The following is a 14,032-nucleotide window of genomic DNA, read 5'->3' on the forward strand; positions in this document are numbered from 1 at the left end:
TCGATCCGCTGCGGCACCCTTTCCGGCGTTCACGTCCTGGTCGAGTGGGCCGTGATTACATCAACGCCTGGAATGGGAGCGCGAAACCCCTCGCCTGGACCGCAACCGCCGGGGAGGTCTTTCTCCAATGTCCTGTTCGCCCAGACCGCCGTGAAGAAACTCGCCAAAAAGAACTCGAACTGACACGAACCGGATCACGAGACACTAGGCGGTAATGCCCCATGATGTCCAGTCATGTCAAAGAAGGCGGCCCGGTCGTTCTGGGGATTTCGTGCAGCCACGACGCTTCGGCCTGTCTGCTTCGCGGCGGCGAGATCGTCGCTGCCGTCCAACTCGAACGGCTCACCCGAGTCAAACGCGACGGCCGTCCGTTCCTCAATACGCGTGCCGCCGCAGACTATTGTCTCGATGCGGCTGGCCTGACCCCTGATGACGTCGACTTGTTCGCGTTCAACACGCAGAATCTCGTGCCCACTCAGGTGGGGTTGAACTTCCCGTTCGCTGATGAGAGTTTCGACCTCTTCGATCCAGTTGGTGAACGCTCAGTGTTCGTCTCCCACCACTTGGCTCACGCATTTGCCGCGTTCTTCTCCAGCCCCTTCGACCGCTCAGCCGTGTGGGTGGTGGATGGTTCCGGAGGGAGCGTGATCGGCGCCGATGACCTTCTCCTGCGTGGTCCGGAGTTCGCCGAATACGTGAACAGACCTATGCCCGTTCCACGGCCGCCCTATCATGTCGAGTCGGCCTATGTGTTCGACCGCTCCGGCTATCGCCTGATCGATCGCGGTGTAGCAGCGTCCTTCCATCCCATGTGCGGTTCATCGTCTCTGGGGGAGACCTACGCTTCTGTTTCCCAGTACGTCTTCGGTGACTGGCAGGAGGGAGGAAAACTGATGGGCCTCGCCCCCTACGGCGAGGCCTCCAGGTTCGGAGAAAGCCTGCTCACGAAGGATGATTCGGGAATATCCCGCTTTACGAGCGCGTGGAAGCAGCAGCTGAAGCGAGCAAACCGACGCGGCACGCCCATGGAATATCGCGACCTTGCCGCGAGAGTGCAGGCTGATCTGGAGGTCGCACTCGTGGAGCGTGCTTCCCGGGTTCTGGCTCTGACAAGTGAGGCCGACCTTGCCTACGCCGGCGGTGTGGCGCTCAACAGCGTCGCGAACCAGCGCATCGTTCGCGAGTCCGGTGTGCAACGGTTCTACGTGATGCCGGCCAGCCACGACGCCGGGATCTCCATCGGTGTCGCGGCCGCCGCCCACTATCTACTGACCGGTGACACCAAGGGGACGTCTGTCAGCCATGACTACCTCGGCAGGTCCTACCGGCCTGAGGAAGTCGACGCGGCTTTGACCGGGCGGGGCGGTTTCCTGCGCAGTTGCCGGTATGACCAGCGGCAGATCGTCGAGCGCCTTGCGCAGGGGCAGGTGATCGGGTGGTTCGAGGGGGGCTCAGAGTTCGGGCCTCGTGCGCTGGGCCATCGCTCCATCGTGGCCGCTCCCTTCGATCGCTCCATGTGGGAGCACCTCAACCGCTCCATCAAATACCGAGAGGAGTTCCGGCCCTACGCGCCAGTCGTGCCCGTCGAAGTCGCCGACAGGTTCTTCGACATGGGACCGGACAACGAGAGCCCTTACATGCTGAGGGTTGTGCAGGTGCGTCCGGAGTGGCGTGATCGGCTCGGCGCCGTGACGCATGTCGATGGATCGGCACGCGTACAGACCGTCGACCGCATCCGCAATCCGCGATGGCATGCCCTGCTCACCGCGTTCGGCGAACGCACCGGGCTGCCGGTGCTGGTCAACACGAGCATGAACGTGCGCGGTGAACCGATCGTCGAGACGCCGACGCAGGCCATCGATGTGCTGCTTGCCACGCAGATGGACGCGCTCGTCATTGAAGATCGTGTCGTAGAGCCGGCTACCGCGACGTACGAGGCCATCGAGGACTGTCTGATTATTCGCGCGCCAGACGTGGAACTGTCAGCGCGTGTGGGCGTTCACGGCCCGGAGTACCAATTGACCAGTCGGCCGCGCAGCGGGCTGGCCCGGGAGCTCCCATTGTTCGCTTTCCTGCTGCTGGCGGGGGCCGACGGTGTGACCTCGCTACGCGATCTGCTCAAACTGCATTGCACAGCGTCGGGCCAGCGTTCCCAGGCACTGCAGATAGTCCGTGACCTTCTCTCTGAGAGACTACTACTGGCTGGCGGAAAGGCTTATGCAGATGCCTCGGCGTGAACCCTTGAGTGTGGCCGTGCTCGGCGCCGGACTCATCGGCATCGATCTGGTGACCAAGATCCAACGGTCCCCGTCGCTACGCTGCGGGCTGGTGGTCGGGCGCAACAGCGAGGCCCGGGGGCTGCGCCAGGCGGCCAATCTCGGCTGCGCGATCGCAGCGGAGGGAATCGACTCGCTGCTCGCCCATGGAGATCCCTTTGACATCGTCTTCGACGCCACCAATGCGATGGCCCACGCCGAGCACTGGGCCCGGCTTCGACCGTTCGGGACACTGTTGGTCGACCTCACCCCCAGCAGAGTCGGGCACATGGTGGTGCCGACTGTGAACGGGGCCGATGCGCTGAAGCACGGCAATGTCAACCTGATCAGTTGTGGGGGGCAGGCGTCTGTACCCATTCTGCATGCGCTCGCGCAGCGGTACACGCCGGACTACATCGAGGTGGTCACCACGGCGGCCAGCCTCAGCGTGGGTCGGGCCACCCGTCTGAACTTGGACGAGTACATCGAGACCACTCAGGACGCCGTGCGTACGTTCACGGGTGTGCGCGATGTCAAGTCGATCGTCAACCTGAGCCCCGCGCGGCCGCCGACGACATTCAGGGTCGCCATGTCCGTTGTGCTGCCCGGCGCTGCCTCTGAGCCTGTGAGCGCCCTCGTCGCGACAGCGGCCGAGGAGATTCGCACATATGCGCCCGGCTACGAGATCACGGCCTGCACGGTGACTGATGAGCAGGTGTTCATTGCGGCCGAGGTGGCGGCTGCCGGGGACCGGATACCCAGATACGCGGGGAACCTGGACATCATCAACTCTGCTGCCGTCCTGATCGCCGAGCAGTACGCCACAAGCCAGGATCTTGTCGGGGCTACGAAGGAGCTGTCGTGAGTCAGGCCATCGAGGCCCCCGCGGGCAACCGGCGGCGGATACTGATGTACGACCCCACCTTGCGCGACGGCCACCATGCGGTGCGTCATCAACTTGACCGTGATCAGTTGCGCGGCTACGCGTCAGCGGCCGACGCCGCCGGGGTCCCTGTGGTCGAGGTAGGGCATGGGAACGGCCTGGGCGCGTCCTCTCTCCAAGTCGGTCGGGCCAAGCTCAGCGACGACCAGATGCTGTCAACCGTGCGCGAGGCTTTGCCGAACAGCCGCATGGGCGTCTTCATGCTGCCCGGTTGGGGCACCACTGCAGACCTACGGAAAGCAGTCGCTCACGGCGCTGACGTGGTTCGTATCGCGGCCCACTGCACCGAGAGCGATGTCGCCGAGCGCCACCTGGACTTTCTGCGCGACGCCGGGGTGGAGGCGCAGGGCGTGCTGCTGATGAGCCACATGGCCACACCCGAGCGGCTGGCTGAGCAGTGCGCTGACCTGGTGGCCTACGGCGCGCAAGCCGTGGGCATTTTCGACTCGTCCGGCCACTACCTACCCTCGGACGTCACCGAGCGTATCACCGCCATCACCAAGGCGGTTGATGTCCCGTTGATCTTTCATGGGCACAACAATCTGGGCATGGCTGTGGCCAACTCCGTCGCCGCGGCGGAATCCGGGGTCGGCATCATTGACGGCTGCGCCCGGGGCTTCGGCGCCGGAGCCGGCAATACGCAGCTGGAGGTCCTGGTGCCGGTGCTGGAGCGCGTGGGGTTTTCGACTGGCATCGACCTCTACGCGCTGCTGGACGCGGCGGACCTGGCGGAGCGGGAGCTGATGCCGACGCCGCCGACGATCAGCTCTGAGAGCATAGTAAGTGGCCTCGCTGGGGTATTCTCTGGCTTCAAGACCCGGGTACAGGAGGCCTCCCGCCGTGCGGGGGTTGATCCGCGCGACGTCTTCTTCGAGCTGGGCAGGCGGCAGGCGGTCGCGGGGCAGGAAGACCTTATCGTTGATGTCGTTATGGAGCTGCGGAAGGGCACCAAGATCCGCGATCATGACGGAGTGGGGCGTGAGACTGCCGGGCGATGACCATCCCCTGGCAGAGCGGACGGAAAAGGACCTCTCGCCCTAAAAACGACTATTCCTATGGTGCGTGAATCGATTCCATGAACGAGTTGGCCAAGCAGAACGAAGTCCGTCGCCAGGAAGTGGAAGCACTTCGCGATGCCGTCAAGGAACGTCGACGGGCCTCGGTGCCTCCGGCTGCCGGGGACTATCCTCTGGCCAATATCAAAGCGCGGATCGAGCGGGCACTGAGCGAACGCTCTGGTCGCGACGTGGGACCGTGGGAGGTCGACATCCTCGACCGGTCACGATTCGGCGCCGACTTGGCGGTGCGGCTGACTGGTCTACTCAAAGAGGGCGGGGCCAAGGAATACATCGCCTCGCATGTGCCGTGGATCGTCGATGCCCTGAAGTCTTCCGGGCTGAGTGATGCCGTAGCTGAGGTGAGTCAGAAGGGCATCTACGTCAACGTACGACTGACTGACGACTGGTACTTGTCAAGCGTTGCGTCGATCATCACCCTGGGCGATGGGTTCGGCCAGAACGACACGAGGTCCGAACGCACACAGATTGTGGACTACTCGTCACCCAACGTGGCCAAGGTGCTGCATGCCGGCCATTTGCGGTCGACGATGATCGGGCACGTGCTCGGCAACCTCCACGAAGCCTGTGGCGCGCTGGTCTACCGAGTCAACCACATCAACGACTTCGGCGGATTCGGCTTCATGTTGGAGGGATACCGCCGATTCGAGGCCCATTTCCCGGAGGGGATGGGCGAAAATAACCGACTCCTGGCGATCTACGCTATCCGGCGCAGCCTTGAACGGACCGTGTCCGCCGGAGTGGACCTGGACGACGCCGCCGAATCCGATCGCGAGGTTATCGCCACCTACTTCCCTGGGGTGACCGGAGCCCACGCACTGCGGAAAACCTACGACGAGTTCGTTGCCGCATCCGATGCCCGCTTCCACCTGCTGGAGGAGGGTGAGCCTGAGGAGGTCGAGCTCTGGCTGCGCATGGTGAAGTGGAGCCTGGCCGACTTCCGGTCCTTCTACGAGGCGCTCGACATCAACATCGACTTCACCATCGGGGAAAGCTTCTACCTTGACGCCGGAAATGTGGCGGTGGACGAAGCGATCCAGAGCGGCCGGGCCTACCAGCTCACCGAGGAGATGGTGGACGAAGAGGTGACCGAACTCGAGCGCGCCCTCGAGGACGGCGAGATCACGCCCGAAGTCAAGGCCAAGTCCGCATCGCTGTTGGAGAAGGACCTCGGCGCGATCGTGGTGCCGCTGCCCGGAGGCGAGCGGCTGGTTGCCCGCCGTTCTGATGGCCGGAGTATCTACGCCACCCGCGATTTGGGCGCGATCAAGCTGCGGCGCGAAATTTTCGAGCCGACCGACATCAACTATGTGGTGGGGCAGGAGCAGCGCGTTCACTTCTCCCGACTTTTCCAGGCCGCAGAGGCGCTCGGCCTGGCCGAGCCCGGCGAGCTGAACCTCAAGCACACGTACTTCGGCTTCTACGTCGATGCTGCGAGCGGGAAGAAGCTCTCCAGCCGGGACAGCGTCTCCAGCGTCAACGAACTGCTCGCTCGGTCCGTTGAGTACTTCCGTGCGAAGACCGCCGAGAGCGGCGGGATGACCGAGGAAGAGATCGATGAGGCCGCCCACCAGCTCGCGGTCGGCTCGGTGGTCTTCAATGACCTCAAGAAGGACATGAAGGCCTCGGTCAGCATCGCCAAGGACGATCTGAATTCCGTCATCTCTGACTTCGAGAAGTCGGGCGGCGCCTACGCCGTCTACTCCGCTGCTCGGGCCTCGGCCATTCTGCGGAAGTACAACCGGCCGCTGCCCCAGGCCGCTGACATCACCTCCTTCGACCTCAACGACCAAGAGTCGTTGCTCATCCTCCGCCTCCTCGAATTCCCCGAGAAGGTAGCCAAGGCCGCCGACGAGGACAACCCGGCTGTCCTACTCCGACACCTGCTCGACATCGCCGGCATCTACAATTCCTACTACGCCAGTGCGCCCGTCCTGCAGCGCGACCAGGCAAACGAGTTCCGGCTCCTCATCACGAAGTCCGTGCAGACGGTGATGGTAAACGGCCTGGACCTCTGCCACGTCGAATGCCCGCCCAAGATTTGATAGGAGACGAAACCACCCGATGGGGAGACTGAGTGGACAGCGGGCGATAGTCACCGGTGGTGCCAACGGGATTGGCCGCGCCATAGCGACGGCCTATGCCCGTGAGGGCTGTGACGTGTTCTTCACCGCGTTGAGTGACGAAGCCGCGGCCCGGTCCACGCTCTCCGAGCTTCGTGGGCATGGCGTGCGGGCGGACTACATGTTGTTGGACGCCGCCGATCCGGATGCCGTCCCGCGCCTGCTGGACGCGGCGTCGAAGATCCTGGGGCTCGCCGACATCCTGGTGAACAACGCCGCCACGGCTACTCGGACAGCCTTCCTGGACCTGACGGCAGAAGAATATGAACGCGTCATGGCGGTCAACCTGCAGTTCCCTTTCTTCGCTACCCAAGCGTTCGCCGCGCGGCTGCGTAGCGCCGGCACTCCGGGCAGCATCATCAACATCAGCTCGCTCAGTGCCACCAGCGCCGTCAGCGCCATGGCCCACTACCAGTGCAGCAAGGCCGGCTTGTCGATGCTTACGCGCGGAGCGGCCTACGAGCTGGCTCCGTTCGGCATCCGCGTCAACACCATCTCACCGGGGCTGACCGCCACCAAGTCCAACGCCGCACAGTGGCGCGAAGACCCAGATCTCTGGCAGGAGCGGGGCAAGGACATCCCGTTGGGGCGACCTGGCCGGCCGGAGGACCTCGCCGGCGCCGCCGTGTTCCTCGCATCCTCCGAGTCGGCGTGGATGACAGGCGGTAACGTGGCCGTGGACGGTGGAGAGGTCGTGTTGTGAGTGCTGGATGGGCACCACGCATCATTGACGGGCCGGAGCTGGAACGCGACGAACTGATCCCACCCGTCATCGACGCGTTGGGGCATGCCTTTCACGCCCTTCGTGTCCGGCAGGCGCAGACTGCCCCGCGTACGCTGCTGCAGACCGGCCATGAGCCGCCCAATCAGCTGTTGGTCAGTCCGGCAGTTTGGGAGCAGCGGGGGGTCGCAGGGCTGAAGATCACCACCCTCACTCCGGACAACCCGAGCCGTGGACTGCCTCTGATCCACGGGATCGTTGTCCTGGTCGACCTGGAGACAGGCCGTGTAGCGGCGCTCCTGGACGGCGCCGCACTCACTGCCGTCCGTACGGGAGCAGTCGCTGGTCTGGCGACGCAGCTGTGCGCGCCATCCGATGCGGGTGATCTGGCTGTCATCGGAGCAGGTGTACAGGCCCGCGCACTGCTGCGCACCATGATCGCGGTGCGCCCGATCCGTTCCGTTCGGCTCTATTCCCGGACCAGGGAGAGGGCCGAGGCGCTCGGCGAGTGGATTCGCGCTCGCTTGAGCCCACGTGCAGCTGTGGTTGTGTGCGATGACGCTCGCACCGCCGTGCGCGATGCGGAAATCATCTGCACGGCCACCTCCACCGGCAGCAGGACACCACTGATCGAGGCCGACTGGGTGGCGGCCGGGGCACATCTCAACGTCATCGGCGGCACTCACGAGGACGCGGTCGAGGTTGCGCCGGAGGTGTTGCAGGCAGCGTTTGTAGTGGTTGAACAGCAGGCCGATGCTCTGGAAGAGGCGGGAGAGGTCCGGGCGGCGCTCGACAACGCCCTCATCGACGCCTCTCACCTCCACGATCTTGGCGCGCTGCATGATGGCGAGGCGGCACCGAGCACTGGCCAGACCACGCTTTTCCGCAGCGTGGGCCTGGCCATCGAGGACACAGCTGCTGCGGCAGCCGTGTACAACGCTCTCTGCGAGGCCCCGTAACCGGCCCGTGCTGCCGTTACGGGGCCGGGCCGTCAGCTGTGGGTCCCGCTTGGCCGAGCCTCCCGCGACCAGGCCAGGAACGATCTCTCGAACACGATGACCGTCTCCCCGGTCGACTTGGTGCCGGTGGTCTCCACCGTCACGATGCCCTGGCCGGGGCGGGACTTGGACCACCGCTTATGCAGAATTCGGCTGGTCGCGTAGAGCGTGTCACCGACGAACACGGGCTCGGCCAAGCGCACGCGATCCCAGCCCAGGTTGGCTACTGCGCGAGCCGATAGCGCCTGGACGGTCATCCCACCAACCAGGGCCAGAGTGATCGAGCTGTTCACCAGGACTCGTTTGTGCTCCGTACCCGCCGCGTAGTTCTCGTCGAAGTGCAGCGGATGCTGGTTCATGAGAAGGAGCGTGAGCCACGTGTTGTCGGCCTCGGAGATTGTCCGGCCCGGCCAGTGCTTTATGGCCATGCCCGGCTCGAAATCCTCATAGTCGCCGCCGTGTTCCTCGACGTACTCGTTCTCGCCGACACGCCGCAGAGTCATGCGGGCTCCTCCATATGGTGCGTGTGGCTGGAGGGTTGGTCAGGGGCCGGTAGACGGTCCTGCCCGAACCGCGCCGCCCATGCCTCATCTCGGGCCAGCGCCTCGCGGGCTTTGCGTACGAATGGCGGACCAACCATGCGACCGTCGACCAGGGTGACGCCGTCACCTGCCGCGCTCACCGCGTCCATCACCCGTCGGGCTTCCTTCATTTCGACGTCACCCGGCCGGAAACCTCGGTTGATGGCCTTGAGTTCCTTCGGATGGACGGTGCCTTTGCCGTGGAAGCCGAGGGAACGAACCTGCTCGATCTCCTGGTGCAGAACCGAAGCGTCCGTAAGCTGGAAATTTCCGGTATCGATGCAGGCCGTTCCGTGGCGGGCACAAGCGAGTGCCATGGCTTGCCGTGCGGCCAGCAGCCCGGCCCAGTTGATGTCAATGCCCAACGTGGCCGCCAAGTCCGCTGAGCCGAGAATCAGCCCGTCGCTCGCGGCAGCGATCCCATCGACCTCGTCGACTGCCTCAATCGTCTCGATGGTCACGAAGATTTGGGGATGCCATCCAACCGAGGCAAGCGTCTCCCGCAGCAGGGCAGGCTCGGCTGGGTATCGAACCATGGTCATGAAGACGAACCCGGCCTTGGCAGGACCTGCGGTGAGCATCGCGATGTCTTGAACGGACTCGATTGAACCGAGGGGGTTGATGCGGACGGCAACGTTCGTAACGTCTGGCAACCTGTCGAGCATCTCCCGACAGATCTCTCGTGCCTTTCGCTTGGCCGAGGCGGGCACTGAGTCTTCCAGATCGATCAGATGAACGTCGGCGTCGTACGACTGTGCCGCCAGCACTCTGTCCGGGGACAGCGCGGGGGTGTAGAGAATGCTGCGCGGAATGGCGCGCGCCGTAGTGGTCATCCGCCCAACCTCGCGTGCGTCGGGGGCACTGCCTCGGCCCCCACCCCTACAAGTACCGCGCACAGGTCACGGATCTGTTCCTCGGTCTGACCGGCCCGCATCATGACTCGCAGTCCCGCGGTTCCGCGGGCGACGATGGGGAAAAACACTGGCGAGACGTAGAAACCGGCCTCGAACACTCGGCGACCTGCGTCGATTACCACCTCGTCGTCCACCGGAACCAGTCTGATCGGGAAGGTGGAACCGGACTGCTCGGTTCCGACGAGGGAGTCGAACACGGCGATGTTCTCCCGCAGCCGCCCCTGGAGCGCGATGAGTTCAGAGGTTCGGTGAATCTCAGCAGACGCCAGTCCGGCGCCGACCGCGGCAGTGTTGAGTGGCTGTGAATAGCTGAGCGCACCAGCGAAACGTTCTATGACCCGCAGCGTTTCCTTCGGGTGCCCGTTGAGCAGAACGGCCGCGCCACTCGTCCCGAACGCCTTATTCAGAGTGGTCACCACGATGGTCCGGTCATCGAGTCCCGGGCTGTTCGACCGGACGTATCCCACGCCGCGCGGCCCATACGCCGAGACCGAGTGGGAGTCGTCATAGAATACCTGTAGGCCGTATTGCTCCTGGAGGGCGGCGAGTTCCTTGACCGGCGCGTATCCTCCCAAGCTGTCGCTGCCGTCACAGATGTACCAGACTCGGGAGTACTCCTTGCACCGGTCCTCGATGAAGTCCAGGTCGTGATGCCGACAGGTGACGACCTCTGTTTCGTCGGCGCATACCGGCTTGGCCTGCGCCATCGAAACATGGCAGTTCTTGTCGAAGATCATCAAAGGGCGTGTGCCGTTCCCGACGTGGCCGGAGGCGATCAGCGGGAGCAGGCCGGCACTCGCAGCGCTGGCTGAGATAGCCGACACGACATCGGCTGAGAAAAGCTCGCCAAGTGAATTCTCCAGCTCCAGCAGGGCCGGTATTTGTACACGGCTGCGGGGGATGCAGTGGTCGAGTACGCCGTACTTGCGCAATGCGGCGACAGCGCCCTCGATCACCTGTGGGTGGGAGTCAAGGTCCAAGTAGGAGCAGCAGCTGAAGTTGACGAACTCGTGGCCGGCAGCCGTGCGGAGGACACCGTCGCTGAGTTCGGCGACGATGCCGGCCAGACCGTTGCGTTCCGACATGTCCCAGAAGGCATTTCCGATGCCAACCGATTTGTCATTGTTACGGAATCGGTTGGATGGCTGGATCGATTTCTGATCGATCACTTCTCGCTCCCCGCGTGGGATTTCTCCGCCTGGTAGTCGTAGAAGCCGTTCAGCCTCCGGAACGCGGCCTTGTAGAGCGCATCCCCCAACACGTAGGGGCGCCGAAATATCTTCTGGTCGCGCAGCCAGACGTTTATGTTGATGTTCACACGGTCGAGCCCGTCCACTTGGTGCCACCAGCCCAGAGGCAGGTACAGCATCTGTCCCGGCTCCAGCACGATGTCGCGGCGCTGTGCGAGCATGGCCACGAGCCGGGGAAAGCGCCGAGGGTCGAGGTTGTCGACTCTGCGCGCCTTCGAGTGGTGCCCGTAACCTTGCAGCACTGACCGGATGTAGTAGTTCTTGTACCCGGGCGGCAGCATGATGAATCGCTTGCGGCCTTCGAGTTGGATGTTGAAGTTCTCGAACTCGTCGAAGTGGTTGCGGCCAAGGAGGCCGTTGTAACTGACCCAGATGTTTGCCGAGTTCAGAGGGGCTTGATAGTCGAACATTTGGAGCGCATCGAAGCCGAGGATATGGTCGATGGCATCGGGCCGATTTTTGATGTTCGATACGATGCGGTACGACCCGTCAGTGTGCGTGTTGTACATTTCCTGGTCGAAGAAATCCCGGAGGCGGATCTTCGTGACCACGGCGCGCTGATCGTTTCCCGGGCTGCGTTTCTTTGTGAACAGCGCGACGTTGGAGTCGCCGAGCTTCTCAAGCATCGCGTCCCTGCGCACGCCGGGATCTACTTCGGGCAGCAGGTCGACAACCATGGGGACATCGGCCCTGATGATGGCTTGCCGTCCCCAGGCCGTGAATTCTTCCAGGCTGAGGCGGGGGACTGGAAGGCTTTCGATTCCGTGGAACGCGGTGGCGGTTTCGGTCACGATGTGATCCTCTCTGTACTATTCGAAGTGCTGTGGGAACTTTCAGCCCTCGAGTCCAGCCATTTCGCGTAGTCGTCATCGACGAAGGCGGCAACGCGGGCAAGATCCGCGCGTTGTTCCGGGCTCAGGCCCTCTGTGGGACAGGCGCGTCGGTCGGTGCAGAAGTCGAAGAGGTCCTCTGGGCGGACTCGGAGCCCGAGCCGGGGCCGCAGGGGCCGAGACATCACCTCGGTGCGTGCGCGGGTAAGCTCAGCACGCCACTCTCGACGCTCGGTGAGGCTGTCGATCCGGAGCCTCGCCCGCTCACCGTAGACCCGGCGCAAGTCACGCGAGCGCACCAGTTTCAGGCAGGCGTCGACACACTGCTGTGGCGTTTGGACGAGTAGGGCGCTGTCAGGCGTGAGCAGGTCGCGCACACCACCTACGGGAAAGGCCACGCAAGGCAATCCGGTCAGCATTGCCTCTTGGAGGGCTTTCTCACTGGTTGCGTAGGTATACGGGTTGAGCGGGTAGCAGAAGATGTCCAGGCGGTTCAAAAACGCAGCGGGATCAGACTGAAAGCCCAGGAAGCGCACCCGCTGGCCCAGGCCGAGCCTGTCCGCTTCCGCACGGTAAGCATCCAGCGAACCTTCGCCGGCGAACTCGAAGTCGACTTCGGGTGCCACGTGAATGACCCGCGCAGCGATCTCCAGCATCGCGGCATGCATCTTGATCGGTTCAACGGTGCCGAGGTAGCCGACGGTGATGCGGCTGCCGTCGCCTTTGCCTGCCCGAGGAGCACCGCCCGGCGGCGTGCTCCTGCTGAGGCCGGCCTCGGAGAAGACACAGCGGGCGGGAGGGAGCCCGGCAAGGAGCCGGTTCCTGTCAAAGTGCGGGTTCCCTGCGGCACTCGGAACGGTTACGGTGCAGCCGTCGATGCGGGAGAGCAGCCTCTCGCTCGGGCACATCTGAGGTGCGTCGAAATGGCCCCGGGAGTGAAGGAGAATTCTGCTGGCAGGGAGGTCGGTGTTGACCAGGAAGTCGTTAACGTAGGGATTGTTCCACCATTCCACCTGCAAGATGTCTGCATCTGCCGTAGCGCTGCGCGCAGCCTCCACGCCGGCGACGACCTCAATCCCCTCTCTTTCAAAAGTCGATCTGTGTTCCGGTCGGGGCGGCACCAGTGAGGCAATCGTCGGATTCACGTCCGGGGGGCTACCGACGCACATGCGCAGCAGCCCCATACTGGCGCCGCCGTTGGTCAGTTCCTTGATGACATGGAGTACCTTCACCGAACTGAGCCTCCGGCCCGCCAGCGGGCCAGCAGGCCGACTCGGTCGTATGGGAATCCTCCGAACACCCTGTCATTGACCTCCAGGGTTTCCTCGTCGGCGAGCAGCAGGAACTGGAAAAGACGGTCTTCGAGCATCGTCTCCCACCGGTTGAGGACCGCCATGTCCTGTGCACTGCCGTCGTGATGCAGGCCATCGAACGAGCTTCCTTGGCCGTACGCGCTCACCCTGTTGAGGCCGCGGTCAGTGGGTGGCAGCCCAAGAGCGTGGGAGATTCTTTGCCGCTCGGTAGCGTCACTGAACCATGAGTTGAAAGCGATGTAGGTGTAGCCGAACGCGCCGGTCTCGAGGTACCCGGCGTAGCGTTTCCATAGGTCCAAGAGATCACGGATGCGGTAGCGATAGGCAAAAGCGGGGTCGGACTCTGCCTGCCGAGCGATGGAGGCTGCCGTGTTCGGGAAGTCCCGAAGCACCACGACGACGTCGCAACGGTGTGCGACGTGTGCGTTGTGATGCAGGGGAAAAATTGCCGGATCGAGGTTTTCGTAACCGACTATGAGAGTCCGCTCATGGGGGCCGATGGCCATGCGAGTATATTTGTCGCGGTCAACAGTCAGGTGATTGCCATCTGTCTCGAACAGGGACAACTCGGCGCTGTTCAGATACCGGACTTCCGAGTCGACGAAGTGGCCACGCAGCCATTCGGAGATCGCGTGGTTCGCGCCGCGGCGCAATCCAAAAATGAAGATGGCTCGGTCGAACAGAGGCTCGGGCGCTGCCGGTGCGTGCTGCGTCGGGTGGGGAGAAGCGGTTGCAGCCAACTCGCGTATGCGCTCGGCCGTGAGTTGCCGTGACCTCGTGTGTTCCAACGCCGCGTCTTGGAATCTCAGCGCCGCACGGAGCGGCGGCAGGCCGGTCAGAATAGTTTCGTGATCGCCGAAGTCCCGGAGTATGCGTTCCAATGCGCTGGTGGAAAGTATCTGTGTTAGCTCGTGAACGGCGCGCTCACGCTCGTCATCCGCTCGGGCTCGTTCAAGTTCTGCGATCTCGAATCGGCTATTCGGCTCAGCAGACATATTCCCCCTTGTGTAAGGCCGAATTTAAACGTG

Annotated in this window: 12 protein-coding genes; 6 read left to right on the forward strand and 6 right to left on the reverse strand. The window is 63.5% G+C overall.

The window, feature by feature from the left end; genetic code table 11:
- Positions 1-221 precede the first annotated feature (221 nt).
- The 6 genes from ABTY62_RS17855 (at position 222) to ABTY62_RS17880 (ending at position 8,077) form a co-directional block, all read left to right on the forward strand.
- The gene (locus ABTY62_RS17855) at positions 222-2,237 is read left to right on the forward strand and encodes a carbamoyltransferase family protein (protein ID WP_352130362.1); all 2,016 of its coding nucleotides are present in this window, start codon (positions 222-224) and stop codon (positions 2,235-2,237) included.
- Positions 2,224-3,120 (forward strand): acetaldehyde dehydrogenase (acetylating), encoded by an 897-nt coding sequence (locus tag ABTY62_RS17860; protein ID WP_502997476.1) that lies wholly within the window; start codon positions 2,224-2,226, stop codon positions 3,118-3,120. The genes ABTY62_RS17855 and ABTY62_RS17860 overlap by 14 nt, the downstream gene beginning before the upstream one ends.
- The gene (dmpG, locus tag ABTY62_RS17865; protein WP_352130363.1) at positions 3,117-4,196 is read left to right on the forward strand and encodes a 4-hydroxy-2-oxovalerate aldolase; all 1,080 of its coding nucleotides are present in this window, start codon (positions 3,117-3,119) and stop codon (positions 4,194-4,196) included. Before ABTY62_RS17860 ends, dmpG begins: the two co-directional genes overlap by 4 nt.
- Before the next feature lie 77 nt (positions 4,197-4,273).
- Positions 4,274-6,319 (forward strand): arginine--tRNA ligase domain-containing protein, encoded by a 2,046-nt coding sequence (gene argS / locus ABTY62_RS17870; protein WP_352130364.1) that lies wholly within the window; start codon positions 4,274-4,276, stop codon positions 6,317-6,319.
- A 19-nt stretch (positions 6,320-6,338) separates the two neighbouring features.
- Positions 6,339-7,100 carry an SDR family NAD(P)-dependent oxidoreductase gene (locus tag ABTY62_RS17875; RefSeq protein WP_352130365.1) on the forward strand — a complete coding sequence of 254 codons (762 nt, stop codon included), beginning with the start codon at positions 6,339-6,341 and terminating at the stop codon, positions 7,098-7,100.
- Positions 7,097-8,077, forward strand: a complete 981-nt coding sequence (locus ABTY62_RS17880) for an ornithine cyclodeaminase family protein (protein ID WP_352130366.1) — start codon at positions 7,097-7,099, stop codon at positions 8,075-8,077. The genes ABTY62_RS17875 and ABTY62_RS17880 overlap by 4 nt, the downstream gene beginning before the upstream one ends.
- Before the next feature lie 32 nt (positions 8,078-8,109).
- Here ABTY62_RS17880 and ABTY62_RS17885 read toward each other — a convergent pair whose 3' ends face one another.
- From ABTY62_RS17885 to ABTY62_RS17910, 6 genes are read right to left on the reverse strand one after another with little or no spacing between them, the layout of a single operon-like run.
- Positions 8,110-8,619, reverse strand: a complete 510-nt coding sequence (locus ABTY62_RS17885) for a MaoC family dehydratase (protein ID WP_352130367.1) — start codon at positions 8,617-8,619, stop codon at positions 8,110-8,112.
- Positions 8,616-9,530 carry an HpcH/HpaI aldolase/citrate lyase family protein gene (locus ABTY62_RS17890; protein ID WP_352130368.1) on the reverse strand — a complete coding sequence of 305 codons (915 nt, stop codon included), beginning with the start codon at positions 9,528-9,530 and terminating at the stop codon, positions 8,616-8,618. Before ABTY62_RS17890 ends, ABTY62_RS17885 begins: the two co-directional genes overlap by 4 nt.
- Complete coding sequence (locus ABTY62_RS17895; RefSeq protein WP_352130369.1) at positions 9,527-10,780, reverse strand: 8-amino-7-oxononanoate synthase family protein; 1,254 nt, start codon at positions 10,778-10,780, stop codon at positions 9,527-9,529. Before ABTY62_RS17895 ends, ABTY62_RS17890 begins: the two co-directional genes overlap by 4 nt.
- Positions 10,777-11,652, reverse strand: coding sequence for a cupin-like domain-containing protein (locus ABTY62_RS17900; RefSeq protein WP_352130370.1), 876 nt, complete (start codon positions 11,650-11,652; stop codon positions 10,777-10,779). The genes ABTY62_RS17895 and ABTY62_RS17900 overlap by 4 nt, the downstream gene beginning before the upstream one ends.
- Entirely contained in the window at positions 11,649-12,923 is a 1,275-nt protein-coding gene (locus ABTY62_RS17905) for a glycosyltransferase (protein ID WP_352130371.1), read from the reverse strand. The genes ABTY62_RS17900 and ABTY62_RS17905 overlap by 4 nt, the downstream gene beginning before the upstream one ends.
- Positions 12,920-13,999 carry a hypothetical protein gene (locus ABTY62_RS17910; protein ID WP_352130372.1) on the reverse strand — a complete coding sequence of 360 codons (1,080 nt, stop codon included), beginning with the start codon at positions 13,997-13,999 and terminating at the stop codon, positions 12,920-12,922. The genes ABTY62_RS17905 and ABTY62_RS17910 overlap by 4 nt, the downstream gene beginning before the upstream one ends.
- Between the last annotated feature and the right edge of the window lie 33 nt (positions 14,000-14,032).

It is taken from the genome of Streptomyces sp. NPDC097640 (genome assembly GCF_040302705.1).
Classification (GTDB): domain Bacteria; phylum Actinomycetota; class Actinomycetes; order Streptomycetales; family Streptomycetaceae; genus Streptomyces.

What these genes read in the sequence shown, in the direction of transcription:
- ABTY62_RS17855 (WP_352130362.1), top strand. Translation starts at nt 222, where the DNA reads ATGATGTCCAGTCATGTCAAAGAAGGCGGCCCGGTCGTTCTGGGGATT.
- ABTY62_RS17860 (WP_502997476.1), top strand. Translation starts at nt 2,224, where the DNA reads ATGCCTCGGCGTGAACCCTTGAGTGTGGCCGTGCTCGGCGCCGGACTC.
- argS (WP_352130364.1), top strand. Translation starts at nt 4,274, where the DNA reads ATGAACGAGTTGGCCAAGCAGAACGAAGTCCGTCGCCAGGAAGTGGAA.
- ABTY62_RS17875 (WP_352130365.1), top strand. Translation starts at nt 6,339, where the DNA reads ATGGGGAGACTGAGTGGACAGCGGGCGATAGTCACCGGTGGTGCCAAC.
- ABTY62_RS17885 (WP_352130367.1), bottom strand. Translation starts at nt 8,619, where the DNA reads ATGACTCTGCGGCGTGTCGGCGAGAACGAGTACGTCGAGGAACACGGC.
- ABTY62_RS17890 (WP_352130368.1), bottom strand. Translation starts at nt 9,530, where the DNA reads ATGACCACTACGGCGCGCGCCATTCCGCGCAGCATTCTCTACACCCCC.
- ABTY62_RS17910 (WP_352130372.1), bottom strand. Translation starts at nt 13,999, where the DNA reads ATGTCTGCTGAGCCGAATAGCCGATTCGAGATCGCAGAACTTGAACGA.